We start from the raw sequence: 26,040 nt of genomic DNA on the forward strand, positions 1-26,040 counted from the left end.
TCTGGAGGAATAATGGTAAGCAAATCTGATCCGCGCGTGGCATGCATAGTAGACGGGCACAGCACGGGAGCTGAATTGGCGAAAAGTTTAAAAGACCTTGGTTGGTTTCTGGTTCACGTGCAATCCGGAGAAGAGATTTCTAAAAGCTATATTAAAAACTTCAGGCCTTCATTGTTTGATGTTTTGATCATTGCAGCAGATCTAAGTTACGCAGATTTGGTCGAGAAAGTTAAAGGGTTTGGTCCAGTATTTGTCATTGCAGGAAGTGAGCCAGGAGTAGAGCTATCAGATAGGCTGTCCTGCTCTTTAGGGCTTAAAGGGAACGATCCAAAGACAAGCCTGAAGCGTCGTGACAAATTTCAAATGGCGAAAGCTATTTCCGATTACGGATTGGATTGTGCTACCCAGCATTTGGCTTCTTCGGAACACGAAGCCTTAGATCATGTCAAAACGATAAACTCATTCCCTGTTGTTGTTAAACCCGTAAATGCAATGGGGAGTGAAGATGTAAGAGTATGCTTTGATGAGCGAGAAGCTTTAGAAGCCTTCCGTGTTGTACATGGAAAAAAGAACGTCATCGGACTCATGAATTCATCGGTCCTTGTTCAAGAGTTTCTTAAGGGCGATCAATACCTGGTTAATGCTGTCAGTATTAACGGAAAACATCGTATCACAGAGATGTGGTTAGAGAAGAGACTAAATATTCGTGGCGTTGGCAATATTTACGATTATGAAACAATGATCCCTTATGAGGGAAAAATTCAGACTCAGCTGATTAATTACACCAAGAAAGTTCTCACTGCTTTGGGCATCGAAGAGGGGCCCAGTCATACAGAGATCATGTTGACTGCGCGTGGCCCAATTCTAATTGAAACCGGGGCGCGCATGCAGGGAGGAATTGTCTCAGCTCCTATCATCAAAGCCATCGGCGAAAGTCATATGACAATGACGCTCAAGCGATATCTCGAGCCGGAATGGTTTTCAAGAAATATTGATGCTCCATATGAGATGAGTGAAATTTCACGGGTAGTTAATCTAATCATGAAGCGAGCTGGAGTAGTAAAGGGGAACAATTGTGAGGCACTTCTTTCTACACTGCCTTCTTTCCACATGATTGTAAGAGCGCCAAGCATTGGCGATTACGTGGAGAAGACAGTCGATTTACCTTCCAAGGTGGGGCATATCTATCTTATGCATCAAGATTTAAACCAGCTGGATACCGATTACGAAAAAATCCGAGAATGGGAAGCTTCAGAAGAACTGATAACTCTAGAGTGACGAGGTGGCTAAATGGATTTTTTAAAGCACCAGATTACAGGCTTGGAATACAGCGATCCAGAAATATTTAAAAAAGAGATTGAATATATTTTCAACAAAACTTGGCAATATTTTTGTCAGGTGAGCGAGCTTTCTGAAGCGGGCAGCTACATAACAGCGACGCTCGGCACCGAGCCCATAATAATATTGAAAGCTTCTGACGGAAAACTTCGCGCTTTTCATAATGTATGCCCACACCGGGGGGCAAGGATGCTGCTTGGTAGTGGAACCTGCAAGGGCATAGTTTGCCCTTACCACTCTTGGAGTTTCACTGAAAATGGAACGTTAAATCATATACCCAAAAGGCAGCGGTTTGGGGATATTGATGTAGAGAGTCTTAATCTAAGGCCAGCATCCGTTGATACATGGCGTGGACTCGTTTTTGCAAGTCCAATATTAGACATTGAACCACTAGCGTCCAGGCGGATTTGTTCGGCGCCCGCGCCAAGGCGAGCAGCCGGCGAGTGCCGTGGTTGATCACGCCGAGGATGTGGTGTCGTTGCCCTCGAATGTCCTGCTTGCCCGTGAGGTCGAGTGCCCAGGCGCAGGTCGGTGCGCGTGGTGCGGCGTTCGTTCAGTGCAAGGCGGCAAGCCCCAGGCTCAGTGATCGCCGGGGTAATGCTCGGCGCAGTAGAGCTGGCGGGTTTCCGCGGTGAGCAGGCAGTCGCCTTGGCGCTGCAAGTTGAGGATGGCGTTGTTTTCGCCGCCATAGAGCAGGTTGAACAGCAGTTCGTTGTCCAGTTGGCCGGCCTGGCGCAGATCGCTCAGGTCGCTCTTCTCCACGCGCAGGCGCAGGTGGCCGAGGAAGCCTGACTCGACGCTGCCGGCGCTCTTCTGCACGGTGTCGCCCTGGCGGGTCATGGCGTAGAAGTGGCCATCGCGGATCAGCAGGCTGTGTTCCAGGCGCAGGGCCTGGCCGGTGCTGAGGATGATCTGGCCGCTGCTGTGGTAGCGGCCGTCGAACTCGCTGGAGGAGCGGTAGCTCAGCCAGGCGGCGCTCATGCCGGCGATCAGGCCGAGGCTGATGAGGGCGCTGGCGCCCAGCAGGCGGCGTCGGTTCATTGCAGGCAGCTCCGCAGTTGCGCATCACTGAGCCGATCCAGTTGATCCTGATGGACCAGCAGCAGTCGCGTGCTGTCGTCCTCGGCGGTGCAGGTCAGTTCATAGAAGCCGGCTTGCCGGGCGAGGACGAAGCGCAGCGGCTGCGGACTGAGCGCGGCCAGGCGGGTGCTCAGTGCCTGGGTGCGTTCGCGCAGTTGCCGCAGGCCCTGCTCGCTGCCGTTGATATAGAGGAAACGCTTGTTGCCGATGCTGCTTTCCTCGCTCGCCTGCTGCGCCTGCGGCAGCAGGAAGTGCGCGATGCCGGCCAGGCCCACGGCGAGCAGCAGCAGGGGCGTGCAGATCGCCAGCAGGTCGAGCGCGCGCAGGCGGTATCTCGATGTCGTCGGTGCCGCTGCCGGCAGCGCGTCACTGGCCGCGGCGGGATCGGCCTGCGCGGCCTGCGCAGCCTGCGCGGCCAGCGCGCGGGCGCATACCGCGAACTTGGGATTGAGCATGTAGCCGCGGCGCGGCAGCGTCTGAATGATCTCGCGGCGCTTCTCGTCGCCGAGGATCTGCCGCAGGGTGTAGATCTGTTGGTTGAGGCTGCCCTGACCGACCACGCGGTCGCTCCAGGCATGCGCCAGCAGTTCGTCGCGCGGCACCACTTCGCCGGGTTCGCGCAGCAGGCGTTCGAGCAGGCGGCTACCGGAAAAGCCCAGTTCGACCTTCTCGTCGAAGCCGTCGCGCTGCAGCACCAGTTGGTAAAGCTCGGGGTGGAAATGCGCCAGGCAGCCATCCGCCAGGCCGGTGCGGATGATGCGGATGGGTTCGGGGCGGGCGTCGACTGCCAAGGAAATCTGACTCATGTGCATGGGTGAGGGCAGCGACCAGTGATGTAACGAGTTTTTTTAGGTTTGTAAGAAGAGGCCGACATTCTGGCGTCAACAAAATGTTGATACAAGTCCTAAATAAGTCGTATAGCGCTTGACAGAGCGTGCCGCGGGTCGTTCCGGGGCGGCGATTTCCCGGGGGAACGACAAACGCCCCGAACGAGTCGGGGCGCTTGCCGTGGTCTTGCGTGTTGGCGTGGATCAGCCCAGCAGGGACATGACCATGCCCGGCATCTGGCCGGCTTGCTTGAGCATGGAGATGCCGGACTGCATCAGCATGCTGTTCTTGGTCATCGAGGCCGATTCGGAAGCGAAGTCGGCGTCCATGATGGTGCCCTTGGCCACGTCGGTGTTGTCCTTCATGTTGGCCAGGTTGTTGGCGGTGTGGTTCAGGCGGTTGATGTTGGCGCCGAACTGGGCGCGCAGGGAGCCGATGCTGTCCAGGGCGGCGGACAGTTTGTCGATCATCGCGTTGGCGCCGGTCACCGAGGTGATTTCAGTGCCGCCGCTGGTGCCGCCGAAGGTCGCGGAGATGCCGCTCAGGGCGGTGGATACGCCGCTGACGTTGCTCGAAGCGTCCAGGCTCAGGGTTTCGCCGCTGCTGGCGCCGATCTGGAAGGAGATGGCCGCGGTGAACTTGCCGCCAGTGGCGAACAGTTTGTCGCCAGCGTAGCTGGTGTTGTTCATGATGTTGCCCAGCTCTTTGCCCAGCTCGTCGTACTCGGACTGCATGGAGGTCTGGTCTTTGCTGCTGTTGGTGCCGTTGGCCGACTGGGTGGCCAGGTCTTTCATGCGCTGGACGATGTCGGTCATTTCGCTGAAGGAGCCTTCAGCGGTCTGCAGCAGGGAGATGGCGTCGTGGGTGTTGCGGGTGGCGACAGACATGCCGCGCGACTGAGCGTCCAGACGGGTAGCGATCTGCAGGCCGGCGGCGTCGTCGGCGGCGCTGTTCACGCGGTAGCCGGTGCCCAGGCGCTGTTGGTTGGTGGCCAGCTTGGCGTTGGTCTTGCTCAGGTTGGTCTGGGTGACCAGGGCGGAATAGTTAGTGTGAATCGACAGAGCCATGGCGGTATTCCTTCGTTCGAGTGGACGGTTGAAGCCGGCTTAGATCGGCTGCTGAAGGGATAAGGCGACCGCCTTTTGGCGCCACTTAAATGTCTGTCGAAAAAAAGCCGCCAGGCCCGTCGGGCCTGGCCCTGGCCGCGTTTCCCGGGCCATTCCGGGAAAAAAGTGGCGTGGCGTTCCGCGCTATCCGAACAAGGCATGCAGTCCATCGAGCGATGGTCGCGGGTCCATCGTTGGATGGGTTGGAGCGTGCGCGGAAACGCTGCTTCCGCTTGCCGGCGAATTGCCTGCCGCAGCGGAAGCAGCGCTCCTTTCCCGCTGCCGGTTCGCCTTGTTCATTCCTTTTAAAATCAATTGGTTGGATGTTTTTTCAGAGTGGCTCGCTTTGTGCACCCCGGCGGCGGATGACGTTTGCGTTTCCTGCCTGAGAGGTGTGTGTTGAGTCACTGCAAAGAAGCCGGCCCGATAGTCAGCGTGGTGATGCCGGTGTATCGGCCCGATTTCCTCGCCGAAGCGCTGGACAGCGTGTTGCTGCAAACCTATCGGCCGCTCGAACTGGTGGTGTCCGACGATTGCCGCAGCGACGCCGTGCGCGCGGTGGTCGATGCGTTTCGCGCCCAGGCCGACTTCCCGATCGTCTATCGGCACAATCCCAAGGCGCTCGGCGAGCAACTCAACAGCGCCGCCGGCGTCGCCCTGGCTAGCGGCGAATACGTCAAGTTCCTGCATGACGACGACCGTTTGGCGCCGGGCTGCGTGGAAGCCCTGCTGAGCGTGATGCGCAGCGAAAGCCAGGTGGTGCTGGCCAGTTCGCGGCGGCGCCTCATCGACGAGGACGGCTTGCCGCTGCCGGACATTCGCGAGACGCGCTTCCCGTTCGCGGAGGATGTGCTGCTCGATGGTCCTGACCTGGCGGCGTTCTTCGCCGACCACCTGATCAACTTCGTCGGCGAGCCGAGCGCCGTGCTCTGCCGGCGCAGCGACCTGCTGGCACTTGGCGACGAATTGATGTCGCTCGACGGCCAGATGGTCTCCTGGGTCGGCGACCTGACCCTCTATGTGCAACTGCTGCGGCAAGGCAACCTGGCGCTGCTCGCCGAGCCGCTGGTCGATTACCGGGTGAGCGCCTCGCAGACCACGCAACTCGCGCGCGACAACCGCGAGATGGTGAGCCAGAGCCACCAGCAGTTCCAGCAGGCGCTGCGCAAGCTCGGCTGGCACCGTCCGGGCGGCGGGAGCAATTGGGTGCGCATGGCGCCGATCACCCGGCTGAAGGCGCGGGTGTTCAAGGCCGTCGATGTGCTGCTGGCGATCCATCAGGCGAGCGGTTTCGGCGGTCTGTCGCTGAACAACTGGCTGGCGGCGCGGCAACCGAACGAGGTCCAGCGCCGGCTGATCGACGAGCGCCTGGCGGAGCAGGGCGGCGGGCCGTCGATCGAGATTCTGCTGGTCGATCGCCTGGGCGATGCCGAGGCCGTGCGGCGCAGCCTGGAGAGCCTGGCCGAACGCAATCTTTACCGCGCCTTCAGCGTGCGCGTGCTGACGGCGGCGCCGGAGAGCCTCGGGGTGAGCGAGGCGGCGCTGGTGGCGCTGGCCGACGAGCCGCTGCCGCGGGTGATCAACCAGGCGCTGGCATTTTCCCGCGCCGACTGGCTGCTGATCGCCGATGCCGGCGTCGAGTTCACCGTCAGCGGCCTGCTCGTCGCCGCCCTCGATCTGCTCGGCGCGCCCGCCAGTTGCCAGGCGGTGTACGCCGACGAGGTGCTGCGGGTGGAGGAGGGCGAACTCGGCCTGGCCCTGCGTCCGGACGTCAACCTCGACCTGCTGCTCAGCTTCCCTGCGAGCATGGCGCGGCACTGGTTGTTCCGCCGCGCTGCCGTGCAGGCGGCGGGCGGCTTCGACGAGGCGGCGGGCGAGGCCTTCGAGCTGGATTTCCAATTGCGTCTGGTCGAGCAAGAGGGCTTGGCCGCGCTGGGGCACATCAGCGAACCGCTGTTGTTCGCCGCGCATCCGCCGCTGCTCGACAGCCCGGCCGAACGCCAGGTGATCGAACGGCACTTGCGCGCCCGTGGCTACCCGCAGGGGCGCCTGACCTCGCGCTTCGCCGGGCGTTACGACATCGACTACGGGCACAGCGAGCTGCCGATGGTCAGCGTGCTGATCGTCGTCGAGGGCGACCTCAATCGACTGCAGCGCTGCCTGCAGACCCTGCTGGAGCAGACCGCCTACGCCCACTATGAGGTGTCGCTGCTGGCCCTCGGCGAGCAGCCGGCGGCGACCGCCGCTTGGCTGCAGGGCATCGAGGACATGCGCCAGGCGCGGCTGCGCGTGCTGCGCTTCGCCGCCGGCGTGAGTCGCGAGGCGGCCTGCAACGAGGCGGCACAGGCGGCCAGCGGCGACTTCCTGCTGTGGCTCGGCGCGGGCGCCGGCATCCTCCAGCGCGACTGGTTGCAGCAACTGCTCAACCATGGCTTGCGCGGCGAGGTCGGCGCGGTCGGCGGCAAGCTGCTGGCGGCCGACGGCAAGGTCCGCGAGGGCGGGCTGTTGCTGGGCCTGGGCGGGCCGGTGGGGGGCGCCTTCGATGGCGCCCCGCTCGACTCGGCGGGCTACATGAGCCGCCTGCTGGTCGACCAGAACCACGCGGCGCTGAGCGGAGACTGCCTGCTGCTGCGCAAGACGCTGTTCCTCGACGCCGGCGGCTTCGACGACGATCCGCGGCTCTCGCGCTGGGCGGCCGTCGACCTTTGCCTGCGCCTGCAGCAGGCCGGTTACCTGAATGTCTGGACGGCGCGCGCGCAATTGATGATGGACGTGCCGGCGCGAACGGACGCCAGCGCCGCCGACGAGGATGTGATGTACCAGCGCTGGCTGCCGTTGCTGGCCCGCGATCCGTCCTACAACCCCGGCTTCAACCTGAACAGCCGCGAGGGCTACACCCTCGGCGATCCGTTGCAGGTCTGGCGGCCGTTGCAGGCCTGGCAGCCGCTGCCGAACCTGCTGGCGCACCCCGGCGACCTGCATGGCTGCGGGCACTACCGGGTGATCCAGCCGTTCAACGCGCTGCGCGGGCAGGCCGTGCTGGACGGCAGCATGTCCCTGGCGTTGCTCGATGTGCCCAGCCTGGAGCGCTTCCAGCCGGACATCATTCTGTTGCAGCGGCAGTTGGGCGACGACCGCCTGGAAGCAATGCGGCGTTACCAGTCCTTCTCCCGCGCCTTCAAGGTCTACGAGCTGGACGACTACCTGCCCGGCGTGCCGATGAAGAGCATCCACCGCAAGCACTTCGTGCCCAGCGAGATGACCCGCTACCTGCGCCGCGGGCTGTCCTACGTCGACCGCTTCGTGGTGTCCACCGAGCCGCTGGCCGAGGCGCTCGGCCACCTGCACGGAGAGGTGCGGGTCATGCGCAACTGCCTCGATCCGCTCTGGTGGGAGGGCCTGAGCAGCCAGCGCCGGGTCTCCGCCAAGCCGCGCGTGGGCTGGGCCGGCGGCTCCAGCCACACCGGCGACCTGGAGCTGATCGCCGACGTGGTCAAGGAGCTGGCCAGCGAGGTCGAGTGGGTGTTCTTCGGCATGTGCCCGGAGAAGCTGCGCCCCTACGTCCACGAGTTCCACCCCGGCGTGCCGATCCAGAACTACCCGGCGGCGCTGGCTGCGCTCGATCTCGACCTGGCCCTGGCGCCGGTGGAGCAGAACCTGTTCAACGAGTGCAAGAGCAACCTGCGCCTGCTCGAGTACGGTATCTGCGGCTTCCCGGTGATCGCCAGTGACGTGCGCTGCTATCGCGGCGAGCTGCCGGCGACCCTGGTGAAGAACCGCTTCAAGGACTGGGTGGAGGCGATCCGCATGCACCTCGCCGATCTGGACGCCAGCGCGCGCCTGGGCGACGAGCTGCAGGCCGCGGTGCGCCGCGACTACATGCTCAGCGGCGACAACCTCGAACGCTGGCGCCAAGCCTGGCTGCCGAGCTGATCCAGCGGAGACCGTGAATGAGCGACAAACCGATCTACGTCACGCAGCCGCACCTGCCGCCGCTGGAGGATTTCCTGCCTTACCTGCAGGAGATCTGGGACAGGCGCATCCTCACCAATGGCGGTCCTTTCCACCAGCAACTGGAAAAGGCGCTGTGCGACTACCTGGGCGTCGAGCACATCGCCCTGTTCGCCAACGGCACCCTGGCGCTGGTCACCGCGCTGCAGGCGCTGCGCATCACCGGCGAGGTGATCACCACGCCGTATTCCTTCGTGGCCACCGCGCACTCGCTGCTGTGGAATGGCATCAAGCCGGTGTTCGTCGACATCGACCCGCACAGCCTCAACCTCGATCCACGGCGCATCGAGGCGGCGATCACTCCGCAGACCACGGCGATCCTGCCGGTGCACTGCTATGGCCGGCCCTGTGACGTCGAGGCGATCCAGCGCATCGCCGACATCTACAACCTCAAGGTGATCTACGACGCCGCCCATGCCTTCGGGGTCGAGGATGCCGGCGGCAGTCTCCTGCGCCACGGCGACCTGTCGATCCTCAGCTTCCATGCGACCAAGGTGTTCAACACCTTCGAGGGCGGCGCCATCGTCTGCCCGGACGCTAAGACCAAGCAGCGCATCGACCACTTGAAGAACTTCGGCTTCGTCGACGAGGTCACCGTGGTGGCGCCGGGAATCAACGGCAAGATGAGTGAAATCAACGCGGCCCTCGGCCTGCTGCAATTGCAGCGGGTGGATGGCGCCATCGAGCGGCGCCGGCAGATCGACCGCCGCTACCGCGCGCTGCTCGGCGGGATTCCCGGTATCCGCTGCCTGCCGGATAGCGGCGAGGCGCTGGCCAATCACGCCTACTTCCCGATCCTGGTCGAGGACGACTATCCGCTCGCGCGCGATGGACTCTACGAGCGCCTACGCGAGGAGAACATCTATTCGCGGCGCTATTTCTATCCGCTGATTTCCGACTTCCCGATGTACCGCGGCCTGCCATCGGCGCAGCGCGGCAACCTGGCGGTGGCGGCCGAGATATCCAGCCGCATCCTCTGCCTGCCGATCTACCCCGACCTGACCGATGAACAGCAGCTGCGCGTGATCGATGTGCTGCGCGGCTGTTCGATCCCTGCCCGCACGAGGAGCCCTTCATGCGCCAATGTTCCCTGTGCCTGAGCCAGGTGCCCAACTTCCTGCCGCTGTCCGAGAGCTATGTGCGCCTGTTCAACGGCTTGCCGGTGGACTATTCGCTGGAAGACTTCGAGACCCTCAACGTCGGCCAGTACAGTTGCCCGCACTGCGGCGCGGCGGATCGCGAGCGGCTTTATGCGCTGTTCGTGCGCGCCTGCCTGAGCTGGACCGGCGAGCAGCCGATGCGCGTGCTCGACATCGCCCCGGCCGTGGCCCTGTCGCGCTTGCTCTGCGGGCTGCCGAACGTGCATTACCGCTCCGCCGATCTGTGCTCGCCGCTGGCGGATGACCAGGTGGACATCACCGACATGGGCCTCTATGCCGATGCGTCCTTCGATTTCATCCTCTGCTCCCATGTGCTCGAACACGTGCCGGACGACGCCAAGGCGATGGCCGAGTTGTTCCGTGTGCTGGCGCCGGGCGGCGCGGCGATTCTCATGGTGCCGATCCTGCTTACCCAGGCGGAGACCGACGAAGACCCCACGGTCACCGAAGTCAGCGAACGCTGGCGCCGTTTCGGCCAGGACGACCACGTGCGCATGTATGCCCGCGACGACTACCTGGCGCGCTTGCAGCGCGCCGGCTTCCAGGTTCAGGCGCTGGACAGCGCGGCCTTCGGCGCCGGGGTGTTCCGCCATCACGGCATCAGCGAGCAGTCGGTGCTCTACATCGGGCGCAAGTGAGGGATAGGGGATGAGCTGTCTCGACGTCAGCCGCATGGGCTTCAAGCATGTCGGCGAAAACGTGCGCATCTATGCCGGCGCGCGAATCATCGGCTGCGAACACATTCATATCGGCAGCAACGTGATCATCGACGACTTCGTGCTGATCTACGCGAATGCCCCGGTGTACATCGGCAGTTACGTGCACATCGCCTCGTACACCTCGATCTCCGGTGGCGAGGCGCTGCTGGAGGACTTTTCCACGCTGTCTTCCGGGGTGCGGATCATCGCCGGCACCGATGATTTCCTCGGCGCCGGCATGGCCAACTCGACCATTCCGGCGCCTTACCGCAAGGTGCATCGCTCGTTCGTGCACGTCGGTCGCCACGCCATCGTCGGCGCCAATTGCAGCGTGCTGCCCGGCGTCCACATCGGCGAAGGCGCGGCCGTGGGCGCCAGCTCGATGGTCGGCAAGTCGCTGGCGCCCTGGGGCGTCTATGCCGGCGTGCCGGCGCGGTGGCTCAAGGCGCGGGAGTCGGAGACCATCCTGCGCCTGGAGCGCGAGTTGATCGCCGAGCGGCCGTTCGAGCCGCTGCGGCCGCCGCGCTTCACTGATAGGTGCTGCTGACCACGCCGGCATCCACCACCTGGGCCTGAATCACTTTCTGGCTGCCCAGGTTGCGCACCTTGATCACGTCACCCTGTTGTCCGTTGGCCAGCGCCTCGCCTGGGGCGCTGGCTTCGATGCCGTCGCGGCTGGCGTTGATGCGCACCTGCTGGCCGCGCTTGACCACCTGCGCCGAGCCCAGCAGCGCCGGGCTCAGGGGCTGGCCGGCGCGGATGCGGCGGCGCGCGCTCTGGCCGATCACCTGGTCGATGCGGGTGAAGAAACCATGCGGCGCGCGGGCGATGTTCAGGGGCTGCAGCTGCAGGTCCTGGCTGCCGAGGATGGCGCCGCGCTCCAGCACGCCGCTGGAGTACACCACTGGGAGGAAGGCGCTGGCCTGGGTGCTGACCATCAGCGTCCAGCCCTCGGTGTCGGCGCAATGCACCTCGAAGCGCTGGCGGGCGAGGGGCGAGGCGTCTTCGCTGCGCCGCTGTACCTGTAGCGCGCTGGCGCAGGCGAGCGCCGGCGGCGCGCCGAGCAGTTCGTGGCTGTATTGCGTGCGCAGGCCCTGCCAGCCATTGCGCCGGGCTTCCTCGGCGAATTGCGCGTCGAGCTGCGCGCCGATCGCCTGTTCGATCTGCCCGCGGGCATCGTCGGCGGCCAGGGTCGGGGACGCGCCGAGGCCGCCGGCGAGGACCAGGAAAAGGGCGGAAAGGGCTTTTCCGCATACCGTCGCCGGGCGACGCGAAAGCGGAAGCAGGCGCCCGGTCAGGCGCCCGGTGTGGTTGATGAAATTCAATGAAATCAAGGCTTTGCTCTCTATCTGAAAGATCGGCACGGTTCCTGCTGAAGAGCACGCCAGCAAGAGTCAGGCCGGAGAGCACCACCGATGAGCATACGGGTAGATGAAGCCTTGGGCGTGCATGTGCGCGCGCTCCAGGTGCGTACGCAGCGCAGCGAGATTCTCGCTGCCAACCTGGCCAACCAGGACACCCCCGGATTCCTCGCCCGCGATATCGATTTCGCCGGCGAGATGCAGCGCCTCGATCCGCATGGCGAGGACGCCGATCTGGCGTTCGCCGACGAACCGGCGCAACTGAAGTACCGCATCCCGAACCAGCCGTCGGAAGACGGCAACAGCGTCGAGCAGGGTGTCGAGCAGGCGGAGTTCTCGCGCAACGTCACCGGCTTCCAGACCAGCCTGACCTTCCTCGGCATGAATTTCCGCGGCCTCAAGCAGGCCATCGAAGGACGTTGAGCCCATGGCATTCGATTCCATCTACCGCATCGCCGGGTCGGCGATGAACGCCCAGACCGTGCGCCTGAACACCGTCGCCAGCAACCTGGCCAACGCCGACTCCGCGGCGTCCAGCGCCAGCAGCGTGTACCAGGCGCGCAAGCCGATGTTCGCCGCGGTGTACGGCAACGACGAGCTGAGCCGTGGCGCCGGCATGGGCGGCGCGCGCGTGCAGGTGCTCGACGTGGTCACCTCCGGCCGCGACCCGCAGCGCCGCTACGAACCGAACAACCCACTGGCCGACCGCGACGGCTATGTGTTCTACCCCGACGTCAACGAGATCGAGGAAATGACCGACATGATGTCGGCCTCGCGCAGCTTCGAGACCAGCGTCGATGTCCTCAATCGCGTCAAGAGCATGCAGCAGGGCCTGCTCAAACTGGGAGAAGACGTATGAGCAGTGTGACCGGCACCAGCGGCACCAGCGCCGCTTCGCAGAGCAGCGACAGCGGCAACCCGAGCGCCAACCTCACCGACGTTTCGCAACTGCAGAACAACTTCATCTCGCTGATGGTGGCGCAGATCCAGTACCAGGACCCCACCAACCCGGTGGACAGCACGCAGTTCGTCAACCAGTACTCGCAGCTGTCCCAGGTGAAGAGTCTGGAGAACCTCAACACCATCCAGAAGAACAGCCTGGTGCTGGCCGACAACCTGCAGAACCTCTCCGCCGCCGGGCTGGTCGGGCACCAGGTGATGGTCTCGGCGGACAGCCTGCAACTGGACAGCGCCGTGGTCGGTGGCCAGGCGCAACTGGAGCACGCCTCCAGCACCACCACGCTGCAACTGACCAGCGCCGCCACCGGCGAGGTCAGCGAAGTTGCCCTCGGTCCGCAGGACGCCGGCAGCGTGTCGTTCAGCATCGATCCCCAGGCGCTCGGACTGGCTCCCGGCAAATACAGCGTCGCGATCAAGACCAGCAGCGGCGAGACACCCAAGGTAGAGATCGGCGGCAAGGTCAGCCATGTACGGGTCAGCAACAACGGCCCAGTGCTCGAAGTGGACGGCGTCGGCACCGTGCCCTTCTACAACATCGTCGAATTCGGCAGCAGCGCTGCCTGAGCCCCTTTGCAGAGGATCTACGCCCGATGAGCTTCAACATTGCCTTGACCGGCCTGAACGCGGTCAGCGAACAACTCGACACCGTCAGCAACAACATCGCCAACGTCGGCACCGTCGGCTTCAAGTCGTCGCGCAGCGAGTTCGGCAGCGTCTACGCCGACAGCCAGGCGATGGGCGTGGAAGTGCTCGGCAACACCCAGAGCATCAGCCTCGGCGGCAGCCTCACCACCACCAGCCGCAGCCTCGACCTGGCCATCTCCGGGGCCGGCTTCTTCGTCATCAAGGGCAGCAACGGCGAGCGCCAGTACAGCCGCGCCGGGGTGTTCAACACCGACAACTCCAACTACCTGGTGAATGCCTCCGGCCAGCGCCTGCAGGGGTACTCCACCGACGCCGCCGGCAACCTGCTGGCCGGCACCGTCGGCGACCTGCAGGTGAAGAGCGCCAGCCTGCCGGCCAAGGCCACCGACAGCCTGAGCTTCGTCGCCAATCTGAACGCCGACAGCGCCGTGCCGGCCACCGCCTTCGATCCGGCCACGGCGAGTAGCTACAACTCCACCTACACCACCAAGGTGTACGACTCCCAGGGCAAGCAACACACCCTGACCCAGTACTTCGTGAAGAACGCCGACAACGACTGGACCAGCCACTACTACGTCGATGGCACCGCCACCGGCACCCAGGCGCTGACCTTCGACAGCGCCGGCATGCTCACCGCCCCGGCGGCTCCGGTGACCCTGGCGGTTGGCGGCCTGGCGGGCGGCGTCGCGCCGCTGTCGATCGCGGTCAACTACGCCGGCACCACCCAGTACGGCTCCGACTTCACCGTGACCACCAACCAGGCCAGCGGCTATGCCTCCGGGGACAAGACCGGCCTGACCGTGGATGACGCCGGCATGGTCTACGTCAACTACAGCAACGGCGAGCGCCTGCTGCAGGGCCAGGTGGTGCTGGCCAACTTCGCCAACGCGCAGGGCCTGAAGGCCGTCACCGGCACCGCCTGGACCGAGACCTCGGCCTCCGGCGCCGCGCTGGTCGGCGCGCCGGGCAACGGTCAGTTCGGCAACCTGACCAGCGGCGCCCTGGAAGGCTCCAACGTCGACCTCACCGCGCAGTTGGTGACCCTGATGGAAGGCCAGCGCAACTACCAGGCCAACACCAAGGTGCTGACCACCGACAAGGAACTCACCCAAGCGCTGTTCAGCGCCATCTGAGGCTGAGCCATGGACCGACTGGCCTATACCGCGATGACCGCCGCCAGCCGCACGATGCAGTCGCTGCAGGTGCGCGCGAACAACCTGGCCAACGCCAACACCCCGGGCTTCCGCGCCGACATGGAGCGCGCCCGCGCGGTCGACGTGAGCGGCTACGGCTACGACAGCCGGCACCTGGCGAGCGTGGAGAACAACGGCGTCGACATGACCCCGGGCACCCTCACCGTGACCGGCCGCGACCTCGACTTCGCCATCCGCGGGCAGGGCCTGATCGCCCTGCAGGACGGCAACGGCGAGGTCTACACCCGGCACGGCAGCATGGTCGTCGACAGCGAAGGGCGGCTGACCATCAACGGCCGCCAGGTGATGGGCGAGGGCGGTCCCATCGTGCTGCCGGAATACGACAGCGTGAACATCGGCGAGGACGGCACCGTCTCGGTGATCCCGCGCGGCGATTACCTGACGACCGAGGTCGACCGCATCAAGCTGGTCGATGCGCAGGCCTCCGAGCTGAAGAAGAACGACGCCGGCCTGCTGGTGCGCAAGGACGGCCAGCCGGCGCAGACGAGCGCCGGCGTGCGCCTGGTCAGCGGTTACCTGGAGGCGAGCAACGTGTCCTCCATCGACCAGCTCACCGCGACCATGAGCCTGAGCCGCATGTTCGAGACCCAGGTGAAGATGATGAAAGCCGCCGAAGACATGTCCTCGGCCGGCGACCGCCTACTGCGCGAATGACGCCCCACAACCCCCCGGCCGCGCAGGGCGCGGCCCGTGAAGGAGAAACACGATGAGTTCGGCACTCTGGGTCAGCAAGACCGGTCTGGCGGCGCAGGACACCGCGCTGTCGGCGGTCGCCAACAACCTGGCCAACGTCAACACCACCGGCTTCAAGAGCGACCGCGTGGTCTTCGAGGACCTGTTCTACTCGATCGACCGCCAGCCCGGCGCGCAGGCCGACCAGGTCAACACCGTGCCCTCGGGCATCCAGCTCGGCAGCGGCGTGCGCGTCGCCGGCACGCAGAAAGTCTTCACCGAAGGCAGCATGCAGACCACCAACCAGCCGATGGACCTGGCGATCGTCGGCCGTGGCTTCTTCCAGGTCGAAGCGCCCAACGGCGACACCCTGTACACCGAGAACGGCCAGTTGCAGCTCAACAACGACGGCATGATCGTCAACGCCCAGGGCCTGCCGCTGATGCCGAACATCGTGGTGCCGACCGGCGCCACCAGTTTCACCGTCGGCAGCGACGGCACCGTCACCGCGATCCTTCCGGGCGAGACCCAGCCGACCCAGCTCGGCCAGATCACCATCGTCAACTTCACCAACCCGGCCGGCCTCGAAGCTCTCGGCGGCAACCTCTACCGCGAGACCGTGGCCAGCGGCCAGCCGGTGGAAGGCACGCCCGGCGACCAGGGGCTGGGCACCATCAAGCAGGGGGTGCTGGAAGGCTCCAACGTGCAGGTGGTCGAGGCCATGGTCAACATGATCGCCATCCAGCGTGCCTACGAGGCCAACGCCAAGGTGCTGGATGCCGCCTCCGGCATGCAGCAGTTCCTCAACCAGAACGCGTGACGCCGATGAAACGCCTGCCGTTGCTGCTCGCCGCGCTGTCCCTCAGCGGTTGCGCGAGCTTCCACGAGATGCTCCCCGACGAGGACTCCAGCGCCTACCAGCCGCCGGCGCTGGACTACAGCCTGCCGCCGACCACCGGCGGCGGCCTGTTCCGCTCCGGCTACTACGGCGGCCTGGTGCAGGACCAGCGCGCCGTGCGTGTCGGCGACATCCTCACGGTGGTGCTGGAAGAACAGACCCAGTCGAGCAAGAGCGCCGGCACCAGCTTCGACAAGAACTCGAACGTGGGCATCGGCATTCCCAAGGTGCTCGGGCACAACTACGACCGCCTGGAAAGCTCGGCCAAGGGCACGCGCGACTTCAAGGGCGACGCCAAGAGTTCGCAGCAGAACTCCCTGCGCGGCTCCATCGCCGTCACCGTGCACAAGGTGCTGCCCAACGGCACGCTGCTGGTGCGCGGCGAGAAGAACCTGCGCCTGAACCAGGGCGAGGAGTTCATCCGCCTCACCGGCCTGGTGCGCATGGAAGACATCAACCGCTTCAACCAGGTGTCCTCGCTGAACGTCGCCAACGCCAACATCTCCTATGCCGGGCGTGGCGTGCTCAACGACAGCAACTCGGCCGGCTGGCTGACGCGCTTCTTCACCCACCCCATCTTCCCGTTGTGAGGCTCGGCCGGTCATGCGCCTGACGCTCAAGTTATTCTTGCCCCTGGCGCTGCTCTGGCTGCCGCTGTCGGCCCGCGCCGTGCCGCTGCTCGACCTGGTCGACGTCGAAGGCATCCGTGGCAACCAGTTGGTCGGCTACGGCCTGGTGGTCGGCCTCGACGGCACCGGCGACAAGACCCAGGTGAAGTTCACCAGCCAGTCGGTGGTGAACATGATCAAGCAGTTCGGCGTGAACCTGCCGAGCAACGTCGATCCCAAGCTGAAGAACGTCGCCGCGGTGAGCATCACCGCCAGCGTGCCGCCGTCCTACAGTCCGGGGCAGACGGTGGACGTCACCGTCTCCTCGCTGGGCGACGCCAAGAGCCTGCGCGGCGGCCAGTTGCTGCTCACGCCGCTGCGCGGCATCGACGGCGAGACCTACGCCCTGGCCCAGGGGTCGGTGGCCGTCGGCGGTCTCAACGCCACCGGGCAGAGCGGTTCCAGCGTGGCCATCAACACCGCCAACGGCGGACGCATCCCCAATGGCGCGACCATCGAACGGATGATCCCCAGCGACTTCGCCAGCCGCCCGGACATCATGCTCAACCTGCGCCAGCCGAGCTTCCAGACCGCCGCGCACATCGTCACCGCGCTGGAGAACGTCTTCGGCCGCGGCACCGCCCAGGCCCTCGACGGCACCAAAGTCAGCGTGCGCGCGCCGGCCTCGGCGAACCAGCGCACCAGCTTCATGGCCCTGCTGGAAAGCGTCGAGGTGCAGGAAGGCCGCGAACGGCCCAAGGTGGTGTTCAACAGCCGCACCGGCACCGTGGTCATCGGCCAGGGCGTGCGGGTCAAGGCCGCCGCGGTGTCCCACGGCACCCTCACCGTGACCATCAGCGAGAACCCCCAGGTCAGCCAGCCGGCGCCGTTCTCCCAGGGACAGACCGCGGTGACGCCGCAGTCCAACGTCAACGTCAGCCAGGACAAGAAGCCCATGTTCAAGTGGCCCGAGGGCGCCAGCCTGCAGAGCATCATCGACACCGTGAACAGCCTGGGCGCCACCCCGGACGACGTCATGAGCATCCTCCAGGCGCTGGAGAAAGCCGGGGCGTTGAACGCCGAACTGATCGTCATCTAGGCAGGCCGCATGAGCATCGTTTCCCTCCCCACCACGCTGAACGCCGCGCGTACCCAGCAGGGCAACCCGCAGGCCCGCCTGGAGGCCGCTTCCGAGCAGTTCGAGGCGCTGTTCCTGCAACAGATCCTCAAGCAGATGCGCAAGGCCGGCGACGTGCTCTCCGCCGGTGGCCTGCTGCGCAGCCGCGACCTCGACACCATGCGCGACTTCTACGACAGCGCGCTGGCCGACAACCTCGCCCAGCGCAAGCAGACCGGCATCGCCGACCTGCTGGTGCGCCAGCTCTCCGGGCATGCCAGCGAGAGCCAGGGCGAGGCCCTGGCCGGCGGCGACGCGCGCGGCATGCCGCGCAGCCTGCAACAGGCGGTGGCGGCCGACTGGCAGCGCGGCGTGCAGGCGGTCAGCCGGGTCTGGCAGCGTGGCAGCACGGCCTTCGGCCAACTGGTGGACAGCCTGATCGACCATGAATCGGCCGGCGATGTCGCCGCCGTGTCGCAGCGCGGCGCCCGTGGCCTGATGCAACTGATGCCGGACACCGCCAAGGAGATGGCCGCCAAGCTCGGCCTGGACTTCGACGAGCAGCGCCTGACCAGCGACGGCGAATACAACAAGCGGCTCGGCAGCGCCTACCTCGACGAGCTGCTGCAACGCTACGACGGCCATCGTGCCCTGGCCCTGGCGGCCTACAACGCCGGTCCCGGCCGCGTCGACGAGTGGCTGAAGAGCAACGGCGATCCGCGCACCGGCGAGATCGGCAGCGACGCCTGGGTGCAGCGCATCCCCTTCGAGGAAACCCGCAACTACACCCGCGGCATCCTCGACGACCTGGCGCGGCGGCCGCGCAGCGTCAGCGAGCAGCCGACCGCGCAGCAGCAGGTCGAACCGGCGCTGGACGCCGGCGAGCGCCTGAGTCTGGCGCCGGCGCTTAATCCGCAAGGCGATTCCGTCGCCTATCAGGGGCATAGCCCGGATGTTCCGCCGGTGGCCCGCCACCAGGCGCTCTCCGCGGCATTCGCCCAACCGATACGCCTGGAGCCGAGAGGGAAGCAGTCGTGAGCAATTTGACGCAGATCGCCTACAGTGGCGTGCGTGCCTCGGAGATCGCCCTGTCGGTCACCGGGCAGAACACCTCCAACGTCAACACCCCCGGTTTCAGCCGTCTGTCCACGGTGATGAGTTCGCTCGCCGGCGAGGGCGCGCGCAGCCCCGGTGGCGGCGTGCAGGTGACCAGCATCCGGCGCATGTCCGACGACTTCCTCAGCCAGCAACTGCGCCGCGCCACCACCGCGCAGAACTACTACAGCAACTCGCAGCAGTACCTCGGCTCGCTGGAAGACCTGATGTCCAGCGATGGCGCCAGCATCAGCGTCGGCCTCGACAACTTCTTCGCTGCCATCAGCGCCGCCAGCGCCACGCCGGACTCCATCGCCCTGCGCCAGCAGATCATCGCCGAGACCGGCAACCTGGCGCAGCGCTTCAACACCCTCAGCGGCAACATCGCCACCCAGCTCACCTCGCTGCAGGAGCAACGCGGCACCATGGTCGGCGAGATCAACGGCCTGACCAGCAATGTCGCCCTGCTCAACAAGAAGATCACCGCCGCGCAGTCCGCCGGCGCCGACGCCACGGCACTGCAGGACCAGCGCGACAACCTGATCACCCAGCTCAGCCAGTACAGCAGCATCCGCACCACCACGGCCGCCGACGGTTCGCTCTCGGTGTCCCTGGCCAACGGCCAGCCGCTGGTGGCCGGCGCCTCCGCCGCGCAGCTGAGCGTGAGCCTGACCAGCACCGGCGAACAGGATGTCAGCCTGTCCTTCGCCGGCACCCAGTTCGCCATCGACCAGCAAGGCCTGGGCGGCTCCATGGGCGCGCTCTATGACACCGAATACAAGACCCTGCGACCGAATTTGGGCGCCATCAGCGGCATGGCCAGCCAGATCGCCGGCCTGGTCAACAGCACCCTGGCCGGCGGCTACGACCTCGACGGCAACGCCGGCCAGCCGCTGCTGCAATACAACAGCGGCAGCACCAGCAAGCTGCTCAGCCTGACCGGCCTGCAGCCGCGCCAGTTGGCGCTGTCCGACAGCCAGGGGGAGAGCGGTAACAACGGCAATCTGCTCGCCCTGCTCAACCTGAAGAACCAGAACATCACGGTCAACGGCAGCTCGGTCTCGGTGAACGACGCCTATGCCGGGCTGATCGGCCAGGTGGCCAGCGCCAGCCGGCAGAACCAGGCCGACCTGACCACCGCCACCAGCGTTACCCAGCAGGCGCAGAAACAGCGCGACAGCGTCAGCGCGGTGAACCTCGACGAGGAAGCGGTGAACCTGATGACCTACCAGCAGGCCTACCAGGCCAACATGAAGGTCATCAGTACCGCCAAGAGCCTTTTCGACAGCATGCTCGCGGCGTTCTGAACGCCGCCCAGCCCGTAACCGAAGCCGAGACGCCCCATGCGCATCACCAACTCGCAGAGCACCTCCATCCTGCTCAACTCGATGAATCAGAACACCTCGAAGATGTCCGAGCTGATGCAACAGATGTCGAGCAGCAACCGTATCCAGCACCCCTCGGACGACCCCATCGCCAGCGTGCGCATCCTGCGCATCCAGCGTTCCGAGGCGAGCCTGACGCAATACGGCAGCAACATCACCAACGTCTCGGGCAACCTGTCGACCCAGGAAACCAACCTGCAGTCCACCTCGGACACCATGCTCAACATCCGCGACCTGTTGCTCTGGGCGGCCAACGGCTCGAACTCCACCGAGCAGCTCAACGCCATGGCCGGCGAGCTGTCGACCCTGGAGTCGACCCTGGTCAGCTACCTCAACGTGCGCGACGAGGAGGGCCGCTATCTGTTCTCCGGGACCCTCAGCGATCGTCCGGCGGTGGTCTACGACTCGGTCACCGGCACCTACGCCGCCAACGGCAATGACAAGACCCGCCAGGCGGCGGTGGCCAATGGCGTGCTGGTCGACGAGAACGTGCCGATCCAACCGCTGTTCGGCACCGGCATGGACCTGCTCAACAAGCTGCACGGCCTGGTGGCCACCTTGAAGAACCCGGCACTGAACGCCAGCGACCCGGCCACCGTGCAGAGCATCCGCGACACCATCAACCAGCTCGACGACAGCCACGGCAAGGTGCTCGGCGCCATCACCGACCTCGGCGGCCGGCAGAACACCCTGACCCTGCTGAACACCAGCAATCAGGACGTTTCCCTGGTCAACCAGAAGATCGAAGGCGACCTCTCGGCGCTGGACTACAGCAAGGCCAGTATCGACCTGGGCAACTACAAGCTGGCGCTGCAGGCGACGCAGAAGACCTACATGACGGTCAACGGCCTGTCGCTGTTCAGTCTGCTCTGAGGAGGCGCGCGGCATGAAGGTCGAGAACCGCTTCCCGGCGGTCGCCGCCATCGATGGCCAGGAGCGTCCGCCCTTGCAGGGCGCCAGCGGCCTTGCGCAACCGCGCAAGGGCAGCGGCGCGAGCAGCGCCGGCGCGCGCAGCGAGCGTGGCGCGGGCCAGGCCGCCGGCTTCAGCATCCAGCTCAACCAGCAGCTCAGCGCCATGCAGACCGCCGAGGATTACCTCGGTGAGCTGGCCGATCGGCTGAACCAGCTCAAGCTCAGCATCGGCCGTGAGCTGAGCGGTGCCCAGGGCAGCGCGCGGCAGGCGCTGGAGCAGCAGCTCAAGCAGGTCGACGAATTGCTCGCGCAGCGCAGCGAACGCACCGGCGGCAGCCTCGACGCCAACCTGCAACTGCGCCTGCACGAACCGGCGCGCGCGCGTTTCAGCATCGATGGCCTGGCGACCCTCGACCAGGCCCGCAACGGCGGCCGCGAAACCCTGCTGTTCAGTGCCGGGCGTAGCCTGAGCGAACCGGGCGTGGTGGTGCTGGACGATGCCATGAGCGACCAGCAGTTGCTGCGCAGCTTCAATATCGGCCTGGCTGCCTCGGGCATCCGCGCGGAGGTGGGGCAGGGCGGCACGCTGACCTTCTCGGTGGCGGAAAGCGAATGGCCGCAGCTCAAGGAACAGTTGGCCTTGCAGGGCGAAGGCAAACGCTTCGCCAAGGAACGCGCGAGCCATGTGCAGGTTCGCGAGGAGCGCCTGCTGGATCTTCCCGCCAGCGTCTCGGGCAACGACCAGCGCGAACTGCGGCGGATGCTCGACGGGGTGATCGGCGCCCTCGACCGCATCGGCACGCTGCGCGACCAGTTGCGCCAGCGGCAGAGCGAGATCCGCGAGTTCCTCGCCCGCCAGGCCAACCAGGACGAGCAGCAATGGGCGGAAGACTACGCGGCCAACGTGTTCAACCTGGTGCGCAACAGTGACGCCAGCTATGCGGCGGTGACACAGACGGTGGTGGCCCAGGCCAACCTCAGTCGTTTCGCGGTGGTAAGCCTGCTTTCTTGATTGCTAAGCTGCACCGAACCTAGCGACCGATTGGCGGTCCGAGCAGGCGGAAAGGGGGAGGGCCCCCTTCGCTCCTTTGGCAACGACGGTGAAGGCGATTCGAATGGTCTATGTACAAAGGGATGGGCAAGGCAGGTTGCTGAGAGTGGAGAGCCAGCCATTCGAGGGCATGAACGACACCCTGGCCTATCAGAGCGAGGAGCTAAAGGCCTGGCTCGACGCGCGCACCGAGGTGCGTAGCCGGCTGGACCTGCTGCGGCAGTCCGACCTGGACGTGATCCGCGTGCTCGAAGACGTGGTCAACGTGCTGGTGGAGCGCGGCGTGATCCGCTACACCGACCTGCCGGAAGCCGCCCGGCGCAAGCTCGACGAGCGCGCCGTGGCGCGCGCCGAGCTGGAAGGCCTGGCCGACCACGCCGACGAGCCGTAGCGCCGCCGCGCGGACCTGGCCGTCCGTCGCCTGCAACGCTTGCGCGGCGCTGCGGTCTATAGGCGCTGCGGGTATCCTCGCCCGCCTGTCGTCCCCCAGGAGCGCCAATTGCCCCACCTTCGTGCACCGCGCGCGCGCCGTCTGGCCGCGCTGATCCTCTCTGCATTCATCAGCACGCCACTGCTGGCCTGTCCGGCCGGCCAGGTCGAAGTCTGCCTGGCCCAGTGTCTCTGCGTATCCGATCCCGATGGCAGCCTCGACGCGCTGCAGAAGCAGGTGCGCCAGGTCGCCGCGCCGGCCCTCGCCGGCTGGCTGCAGCGCGCCCGCGACCAGGCCGTGGCCGAGGGCGTCGAGCCGATCCCGCTCAACCTGCGCGTGCAATTGCGCGACTACTACCCCGACGAGGTGTTGGACGCGGCGCGCTACCGGGTCGGCGACAGCCAGCAGCTCGACGCCGCCAACGCCATGCTGCAGAACGAAGACGTCGCCGCCGTGACCCTGGTCGATGTCATCGTCTTCCGCGACGCCAAGGCGGCACAGAACGACCTGGCGCTGTGGGCCCACGAACTGCAGCACGTGCAGCAGTACCGCAAGCTCGGCGTGGACGGCTTCGCTGAACGCTACGTGCGCAACTACAACGAACTGGAAAGTCCCGCCTACGCCATCCAGAACCAGGTGGAGCAGGCGCAGCGCCGGGTTACCCAGCAGACCCACAAGTGAGCGGTTCGCCGAGGATTTCCAGGAGAAAGTCGATGAAGGCGCGCACCTTGGGGTTCAGGTAGCGCGCGGAAGGGTAGAGCGCATGCACCTGGATACGCACTTTTGTCCAGTCATCCAGCGCGCTCTGCAAGACGCCGCGCTCAAGGTCTTCACGGACATAGGCCAGCGGTACCAGGCTCAGCCCCAGGCCCGCGCGTAGCGCATCGCGGATCGCCAGGCTGGAGCTGACCTGGTAGCGGCCTTTCACCGGCACCGTGACGTCCTTGCCGTTCTTGCCGAAGGTCCAGGTGTTGGCGTGCCCTGACAGACTGAAGCGCAGGCACTGGTGCTGCTGCAGGTCCTCCGGCCGGTGCGGCTGTCCGTGCCGTTGGAAGTAGGCCGGGGACGCGCAGATCACATGTTCCAGGGTGGTCAGATGACGCGCGACCAGACTGGAGTCCTGCAACTGGTCGCTGCCGCGGATGGCCAGGTCGAAGCCTTCCTTGACGATATCGACGCGGCGGTCATCCAGTTGCAGGTCGAGGGCCAGTTGCGGGTGGCGTTCGAGAAAAACCGGGATATGCCGGGTCAGGCATTCCAGGCTGAAGGTCATGGGCGCGCTGACCCGCAGGGTGCCGCTGAGGTGGTCTCGCAGCGGCCCCAGGGAGCGGTCGGCGTCATCGAGGTCGTCGAGAATCCGCGCCAGTTGCTGGTAGTACTGCCTGCCGGCTTCGGTCAGGCTCATGCGCCGGGTGGTGCGGTTGAGCAGGCGAGTGGCAAGGTGTGCTTCCAGTTCGCCAATGTTTTTGCTTATCGCCGCTGGGGACAGTCCCAGCTTGCGCGCAGCGGCGGCGAAGCCGCCCTGTTCGACGACGTTACGGAACACGCGAAGGGCGGTGAGCTGGTCCATGCATTGATCACTTCTGGTGAATGGTGAAGTGAACGTAGTGTGTATTCATTCGTTGGATGACGGCAATTAGTCTGGCCCGGCGGCGCTATTCAGGGCGTCCGCCCCTTCCAGCCCGAGAGGTCCGTCCGCATGAGCCGTCACTCCGACCTGTTCCTTACCGCCTTGGCCCCAACTATCTGGGGCAGTACCTACATCGTCGTCACCAGCCTTCTACCGGCGGGCTACCCGCTGACCCTGGCGATGCTGCGTGCGCTGCCGGCGGGGCTTTTGCTACTGCTGGCGGTGCGCTGCTTGCCGCAGGGGATCTGGTGGTTGCGCATAGCGCTGCTCGGCGCCTTGAACTTCTCGCTATTCTGGGTGCTCTTGCTGGTCGCCGCCTACCGCCTGCCGGGCGGTGTCGCTGCCACGCTCAGCTCGGTGCAGCCACTGCTCGTGGTGCTGCTGGCGCGTTTACTGCTGGGCAGCCCGGTGCGCGCGCTGGCATTGCTCGCCGCAGTGGCTGGCAGCGGCGGGGTGGGTCTGCTGGTGTTGACGCCAGCGGCTACGCTGGATCCGCTGGGCGTCCTTGCCGGCCTGCTCGGCGCCTTGAGCATGGCCTTGGGCACGGTACTCAGCCGGCGCTGGCAGCCACCGGTGCCGGCATTGACCTTCTGCGCCTGGCAACTCAGCGCCGGTGGGCTGCTACTGGTGCCACTGGCGCTTTGCCTGGAGCCGGCATTGCCGCCTTTGAGTGGAGCGAACCTATTGGGCCTGGTCTATCTGGGGGGAATCGGTGCGGCGCTGACCTACGTGCTGTGGTTCCGCGGCGTGGCGCGCCTTGAGCCGGCGCTGGTGTCGTCGCTGGGCTTCCTCAGTCCGCTCAGTGCGGTGATGCTTGGCTGGGCTTTGCTCGATCAGCGCCTCAACGCCCCGCAGTTACTCGGCATGCTGGTGGTGCTCGGCAGTGTCTGGCTCAGCCAGCGGGCGCAGCGTCCGCGTGACGGCCAGGCATCCGCGACCGCCGTGCGTGGCTGAAGCAGGCGAGCATGCTGTCTCTGTCAGGAGGGAGGCTCAGGACTCGGCGGCGGCCCAGCGCAGTCCTTCGTCCTCGTGCAGGCCGCCGAGGCGGCACAGTGCGCCGCGGTCGAGCAGGCGCACTTCGCGGCCCTGGCACTCGATCAGGCCGCTCTGCACGTAGCGGGTGAACAGGCGGCTGACGGTTTCCACGGTGAGGTCCAGGTAGTTACCGATTTCGCTGCGGGTCATCGGCAGGATGAAGTTGTTCGGCGACAGTCCGCGCTGGCGGTAGCGCGCCGACAGGCCGAGGAGGAAGGTCGCCAGGCGCTGTTCCGCGCGTTCGCGGCTGTGGCCGATGTGCTGGTGCTCGGAGTGGATGCCGTGGCTGAGGATCTGCAGCAATTGGTGGCGCAGGCTGGGGATGCGCCCGGACAGCTCTTCCAGTTGCGGCAGGGCGATGGTGCAGGCCAGCGAGGTTTCCAGGGCCATGGCATAGCCGCGGAAACGCTGCGAGCCGATGGCGTCGAGGCCGAGCATTTCGCCGGGGAGGATGAAGCCGGTGATCTGCTCCTTGCCGTCCTTGTCCAGCAGGTAGGTCTTGAGCGCGCCGGAGCGCAGGGCGAAGACGTGCTGCATGGGGTCTTCGGCACGGAACAGGTAGTCGCCTTTGTGCAACGGGCGATTGCGCCGGACGATATTGTCCAGTTCGGCGATCTCATCGTCTTCCAGGCTGGCCGGCAGACACAGCCGGCTCAAGGAGCAGGACTGGCAGCTGACCTGGGCGCGCGGAACGGGTGGGCTCGCGTCTGACATGGCGGAGTTCTGTCGTGATCGGGAGAGTGGGGTCCTTCAAATATAGACAGCCGACGGCAAAGTGCCGCCCTTTCGTCGCGCCGGGCGACACC

Annotated in this window: 27 protein-coding genes; 21 read left to right on the plus strand and 6 right to left on the minus strand. The window is 65.4% G+C overall.

All coding sequences use genetic code 11. The features are described from left to right. Positions 1 to 12 precede the first annotated feature (12 nt). Together BLQ74_RS09785 and BLQ74_RS09790 are read left to right on the plus strand one after the other, a co-directional pair. On the plus strand, positions 13 to 1,278 hold the full coding sequence (locus BLQ74_RS09785; RefSeq protein ID WP_090262362.1) for an ATP-grasp domain-containing protein: 1,266 nt from the start codon (positions 13 to 15) through the stop codon (positions 1,276 to 1,278). A gap of 12 nt (positions 1,279 to 1,290) precedes the next feature. Beyond that, positions 1,291 to 1,794, plus strand: coding sequence for an aromatic ring-hydroxylating oxygenase subunit alpha (locus BLQ74_RS09790; RefSeq protein WP_090262363.1), 504 nt, complete (start codon positions 1,291 to 1,293; stop codon positions 1,792 to 1,794). 123 nt (positions 1,795 to 1,917) lie between these two features. On the opposite strand, the gene BLQ74_RS09795 is transcribed toward BLQ74_RS09790, so the two are convergent. The 3 genes from BLQ74_RS09795 to lafA all read right to left on the minus strand — a co-directional run bounded on the left by BLQ74_RS09795 (position 1,918) and on the right by lafA (position 4,313). Then, on the minus strand, positions 1,918 to 2,379 hold the full coding sequence (locus tag BLQ74_RS09795; protein ID WP_090262364.1) for a hypothetical protein: 462 nt from the start codon (positions 2,377 to 2,379) through the stop codon (positions 1,918 to 1,920). Next, entirely contained in the window at positions 2,376 to 3,209 is an 834-nt protein-coding gene (locus BLQ74_RS09800) for a winged helix-turn-helix domain-containing protein (RefSeq protein ID WP_244507166.1), read from the minus strand. The genes BLQ74_RS09795 and BLQ74_RS09800 overlap by 4 nt, the downstream gene beginning before the upstream one ends. A gap of 240 nt (positions 3,210 to 3,449) precedes the next feature. Then, positions 3,450 to 4,313, minus strand: a complete 864-nt coding sequence (lafA, locus tag BLQ74_RS09805; protein WP_090262366.1) for a lateral flagellin LafA — start codon at positions 4,311 to 4,313, stop codon at positions 3,450 to 3,452. A 480-nt stretch (positions 4,314 to 4,793) separates the two neighbouring features. On the opposite strand from lafA, the gene BLQ74_RS09810 reads away from it, so the two are divergent. From BLQ74_RS09810 to BLQ74_RS09825, 4 genes are read left to right on the plus strand one after another with little or no spacing between them, the layout of a single operon-like run. After that, positions 4,794 to 8,285 carry a glycosyltransferase gene (locus BLQ74_RS09810; RefSeq protein WP_090262367.1) on the plus strand — a complete coding sequence of 1,164 codons (3,492 nt, stop codon included), beginning with the start codon at positions 4,794 to 4,796 and terminating at the stop codon, positions 8,283 to 8,285. A gap of 17 nt (positions 8,286 to 8,302) precedes the next feature. Beyond that, on the plus strand, positions 8,303 to 9,463 hold the full coding sequence (gene vioA / locus BLQ74_RS09815; RefSeq protein WP_090262368.1) for a dTDP-4-amino-4,6-dideoxy-D-glucose aminotransferase VioA: 1,161 nt from the start codon (positions 8,303 to 8,305) through the stop codon (positions 9,461 to 9,463). Next, the gene (locus tag BLQ74_RS09820; RefSeq protein ID WP_090262369.1) at positions 9,439 to 10,161 is read left to right on the plus strand and encodes a class I SAM-dependent methyltransferase; all 723 of its coding nucleotides are present in this window, start codon (positions 9,439 to 9,441) and stop codon (positions 10,159 to 10,161) included. The genes vioA and BLQ74_RS09820 overlap by 25 nt, the downstream gene beginning before the upstream one ends. A gap of 10 nt (positions 10,162 to 10,171) precedes the next feature. Then, positions 10,172 to 10,768, plus strand: a complete 597-nt coding sequence (locus tag BLQ74_RS09825) for an acyltransferase (protein WP_212633133.1) — start codon at positions 10,172 to 10,174, stop codon at positions 10,766 to 10,768. On the opposite strand, the gene flgA is transcribed toward BLQ74_RS09825, so the two are convergent. Beyond that, positions 10,749 to 11,555 (minus strand): flagellar basal body P-ring formation chaperone FlgA, encoded by an 807-nt coding sequence (gene flgA, locus BLQ74_RS09830; protein WP_244507167.1) that lies wholly within the window; start codon positions 11,553 to 11,555, stop codon positions 10,749 to 10,751. The genes BLQ74_RS09825 and flgA overlap by 20 nt on opposite strands. A gap of 81 nt (positions 11,556 to 11,636) precedes the next feature. On the opposite strand from flgA, the gene flgB reads away from it, so the two are divergent. The 14 genes from flgB to BLQ74_RS09900 all read left to right on the plus strand — a co-directional run bounded on the left by flgB (position 11,637) and on the right by BLQ74_RS09900 (position 23,250). After that, the gene (gene flgB / locus BLQ74_RS09835) at positions 11,637 to 12,005 is read left to right on the plus strand and encodes a flagellar basal body rod protein FlgB (RefSeq protein WP_090262370.1); all 369 of its coding nucleotides are present in this window, start codon (positions 11,637 to 11,639) and stop codon (positions 12,003 to 12,005) included. A 4-nt stretch (positions 12,006 to 12,009) separates the two neighbouring features. After that, positions 12,010 to 12,441, plus strand: coding sequence for a flagellar basal body rod protein FlgC (flgC, locus tag BLQ74_RS09840; protein ID WP_090262371.1), 432 nt, complete (start codon positions 12,010 to 12,012; stop codon positions 12,439 to 12,441). Continuing rightward, a complete protein-coding gene (locus BLQ74_RS09845; RefSeq protein ID WP_090262372.1) occupies positions 12,438 to 13,106 on the plus strand; it encodes a flagellar hook capping FlgD N-terminal domain-containing protein in 669 nt (222 codons plus the stop codon). Before flgC ends, BLQ74_RS09845 begins: the two co-directional genes overlap by 4 nt. Positions 13,107 to 13,132: 26 nt before the next feature. Beyond that, positions 13,133 to 14,320 (plus strand): flagellar hook protein FlgE, encoded by a 1,188-nt coding sequence (gene flgE, locus BLQ74_RS09850; RefSeq protein WP_090262373.1) that lies wholly within the window; start codon positions 13,133 to 13,135, stop codon positions 14,318 to 14,320. Between the two features lie 9 nt (positions 14,321 to 14,329). Beyond that, a complete protein-coding gene (gene flgF, locus BLQ74_RS09855) occupies positions 14,330 to 15,055 on the plus strand; it encodes a flagellar basal-body rod protein FlgF (protein WP_090262374.1) in 726 nt (241 codons plus the stop codon). A gap of 52 nt (positions 15,056 to 15,107) precedes the next feature. Beyond that, entirely contained in the window at positions 15,108 to 15,893 is a 786-nt protein-coding gene (gene flgG, locus BLQ74_RS09860; protein WP_090262375.1) for a flagellar basal-body rod protein FlgG, read from the plus strand. Between the two features lie 5 nt (positions 15,894 to 15,898). Further along, positions 15,899 to 16,561, plus strand: coding sequence for a flagellar basal body L-ring protein FlgH (flgH, locus tag BLQ74_RS09865; protein WP_090262376.1), 663 nt, complete (start codon positions 15,899 to 15,901; stop codon positions 16,559 to 16,561). A gap of 13 nt (positions 16,562 to 16,574) precedes the next feature. Then, positions 16,575 to 17,678, plus strand: a complete 1,104-nt coding sequence (locus BLQ74_RS09870) for a flagellar basal body P-ring protein FlgI (RefSeq protein ID WP_090262377.1) — start codon at positions 16,575 to 16,577, stop codon at positions 17,676 to 17,678. Positions 17,679 to 17,687: 9 nt separating this feature from the next. After that, positions 17,688 to 18,734: a lytic transglycosylase domain-containing protein gene (locus tag BLQ74_RS09875; protein ID WP_090262378.1), complete on the plus strand. Its 1,047-nt coding sequence runs from the start codon at positions 17,688 to 17,690 to the stop codon at positions 18,732 to 18,734. Further along, positions 18,731 to 20,098 (plus strand): flagellar hook-associated protein FlgK, encoded by a 1,368-nt coding sequence (flgK, locus tag BLQ74_RS09880; protein WP_090262379.1) that lies wholly within the window; start codon positions 18,731 to 18,733, stop codon positions 20,096 to 20,098. Before BLQ74_RS09875 ends, flgK begins: the two co-directional genes overlap by 4 nt. Positions 20,099 to 20,134: 36 nt before the next feature. Beyond that, positions 20,135 to 21,049, plus strand: a complete 915-nt coding sequence (gene flgL / locus BLQ74_RS09885; RefSeq protein ID WP_090262380.1) for a flagellar hook-associated protein FlgL — start codon at positions 20,135 to 20,137, stop codon at positions 21,047 to 21,049. 13 nt (positions 21,050 to 21,062) lie between these two features. Then, on the plus strand, positions 21,063 to 22,100 hold the full coding sequence (locus BLQ74_RS09890) for a hypothetical protein (RefSeq protein ID WP_090262381.1): 1,038 nt from the start codon (positions 21,063 to 21,065) through the stop codon (positions 22,098 to 22,100). A gap of 103 nt (positions 22,101 to 22,203) precedes the next feature. Then, positions 22,204 to 22,530, plus strand: coding sequence for a tryptophan synthase subunit beta (locus tag BLQ74_RS09895; RefSeq protein WP_090262382.1), 327 nt, complete (start codon positions 22,204 to 22,206; stop codon positions 22,528 to 22,530). A 108-nt stretch (positions 22,531 to 22,638) separates the two neighbouring features. Continuing rightward, positions 22,639 to 23,250: an eCIS core domain-containing protein gene (locus tag BLQ74_RS09900; RefSeq protein ID WP_090262383.1), complete on the plus strand. Its 612-nt coding sequence runs from the start codon at positions 22,639 to 22,641 to the stop codon at positions 23,248 to 23,250. On the opposite strand, the gene BLQ74_RS09905 is transcribed toward BLQ74_RS09900, so the two are convergent. Beyond that, positions 23,228 to 24,139, minus strand: a complete 912-nt coding sequence (locus tag BLQ74_RS09905) for a LysR family transcriptional regulator (RefSeq protein ID WP_090262384.1) — start codon at positions 24,137 to 24,139, stop codon at positions 23,228 to 23,230. The genes BLQ74_RS09900 and BLQ74_RS09905 overlap by 23 nt on opposite strands. A gap of 129 nt (positions 24,140 to 24,268) precedes the next feature. Between BLQ74_RS09905 and BLQ74_RS09910 the strand changes: the two genes are divergently transcribed. Continuing rightward, the gene (locus BLQ74_RS09910; protein ID WP_090262385.1) at positions 24,269 to 25,153 is read left to right on the plus strand and encodes an EamA family transporter; all 885 of its coding nucleotides are present in this window, start codon (positions 24,269 to 24,271) and stop codon (positions 25,151 to 25,153) included. Between the two features lie 36 nt (positions 25,154 to 25,189). Here the strand turns inward: BLQ74_RS09910 and fnr are convergent, their stop codons facing one another. Further along, complete coding sequence (gene fnr / locus BLQ74_RS09915; protein WP_090262386.1) at positions 25,190 to 25,948, minus strand: fumarate/nitrate reduction transcriptional regulator Fnr; 759 nt, start codon at positions 25,946 to 25,948, stop codon at positions 25,190 to 25,192. Positions 25,949 to 26,040 lie beyond the last annotated feature (92 nt).

This window comes from Pseudomonas panipatensis (assembly GCF_900099785.1).
GTDB classification, from domain to species: Bacteria; Pseudomonadota; Gammaproteobacteria; order Pseudomonadales; family Pseudomonadaceae; genus Pseudomonas; species Pseudomonas panipatensis.

Coding starts and splice junctions, on each gene's coding strand:
- flgB (WP_090262370.1), top strand. CDS start 11,637: ATGAGCATACGGGTAGATGAAGCCTTGGGCGTGCATGTGCGCGCGCTC.
- flgC (WP_090262371.1), top strand. CDS start 12,010: ATGGCATTCGATTCCATCTACCGCATCGCCGGGTCGGCGATGAACGCC.
- BLQ74_RS09870 (WP_090262377.1), top strand. CDS start 16,575: ATGCGCCTGACGCTCAAGTTATTCTTGCCCCTGGCGCTGCTCTGGCTG.
- BLQ74_RS09795 (WP_090262364.1), bottom strand. CDS start 2,379: ATGAACCGACGCCGCCTGCTGGGCGCCAGCGCCCTCATCAGCCTCGGC.
- BLQ74_RS09905 (WP_090262384.1), bottom strand. CDS start 24,139: ATGGACCAGCTCACCGCCCTTCGCGTGTTCCGTAACGTCGTCGAACAG.
- flgG (WP_090262375.1), top strand. CDS start 15,108: ATGAGTTCGGCACTCTGGGTCAGCAAGACCGGTCTGGCGGCGCAGGAC.
- flgE (WP_090262373.1), top strand. CDS start 13,133: ATGAGCTTCAACATTGCCTTGACCGGCCTGAACGCGGTCAGCGAACAA.
- vioA (WP_090262368.1), top strand. CDS start 8,303: ATGAGCGACAAACCGATCTACGTCACGCAGCCGCACCTGCCGCCGCTG.
- fnr (WP_090262386.1), bottom strand. CDS start 25,948: ATGTCAGACGCGAGCCCACCCGTTCCGCGCGCCCAGGTCAGCTGCCAG.
- BLQ74_RS09845 (WP_090262372.1), top strand. CDS start 12,438: ATGAGCAGTGTGACCGGCACCAGCGGCACCAGCGCCGCTTCGCAGAGC.
- flgH (WP_090262376.1), top strand. CDS start 15,899: ATGAAACGCCTGCCGTTGCTGCTCGCCGCGCTGTCCCTCAGCGGTTGC.
- BLQ74_RS09910 (WP_090262385.1), top strand. CDS start 24,269: ATGAGCCGTCACTCCGACCTGTTCCTTACCGCCTTGGCCCCAACTATC.
- BLQ74_RS09790 (WP_090262363.1), top strand. CDS start 1,291: ATGGATTTTTTAAAGCACCAGATTACAGGCTTGGAATACAGCGATCCA.
- BLQ74_RS09810 (WP_090262367.1), top strand. CDS start 4,794: ATGCCGGTGTATCGGCCCGATTTCCTCGCCGAAGCGCTGGACAGCGTG.
- BLQ74_RS09890 (WP_090262381.1), top strand. CDS start 21,063: ATGAAGGTCGAGAACCGCTTCCCGGCGGTCGCCGCCATCGATGGCCAG.
- BLQ74_RS09785 (WP_090262362.1), top strand. CDS start 13: ATGGTAAGCAAATCTGATCCGCGCGTGGCATGCATAGTAGACGGGCAC.
- lafA (WP_090262366.1), bottom strand. CDS start 4,313: ATGGCTCTGTCGATTCACACTAACTATTCCGCCCTGGTCACCCAGACC.
- flgF (WP_090262374.1), top strand. CDS start 14,330: ATGGACCGACTGGCCTATACCGCGATGACCGCCGCCAGCCGCACGATG.
- BLQ74_RS09895 (WP_090262382.1), top strand. CDS start 22,204: ATGGTCTATGTACAAAGGGATGGGCAAGGCAGGTTGCTGAGAGTGGAG.
- flgL (WP_090262380.1), top strand. CDS start 20,135: ATGCGCATCACCAACTCGCAGAGCACCTCCATCCTGCTCAACTCGATG.
- BLQ74_RS09825 (WP_212633133.1), top strand. CDS start 10,172: ATGAGCTGTCTCGACGTCAGCCGCATGGGCTTCAAGCATGTCGGCGAA.
- BLQ74_RS09875 (WP_090262378.1), top strand. CDS start 17,688: ATGAGCATCGTTTCCCTCCCCACCACGCTGAACGCCGCGCGTACCCAG.
- BLQ74_RS09820 (WP_090262369.1), top strand. CDS start 9,439: ATGCGCCAATGTTCCCTGTGCCTGAGCCAGGTGCCCAACTTCCTGCCG.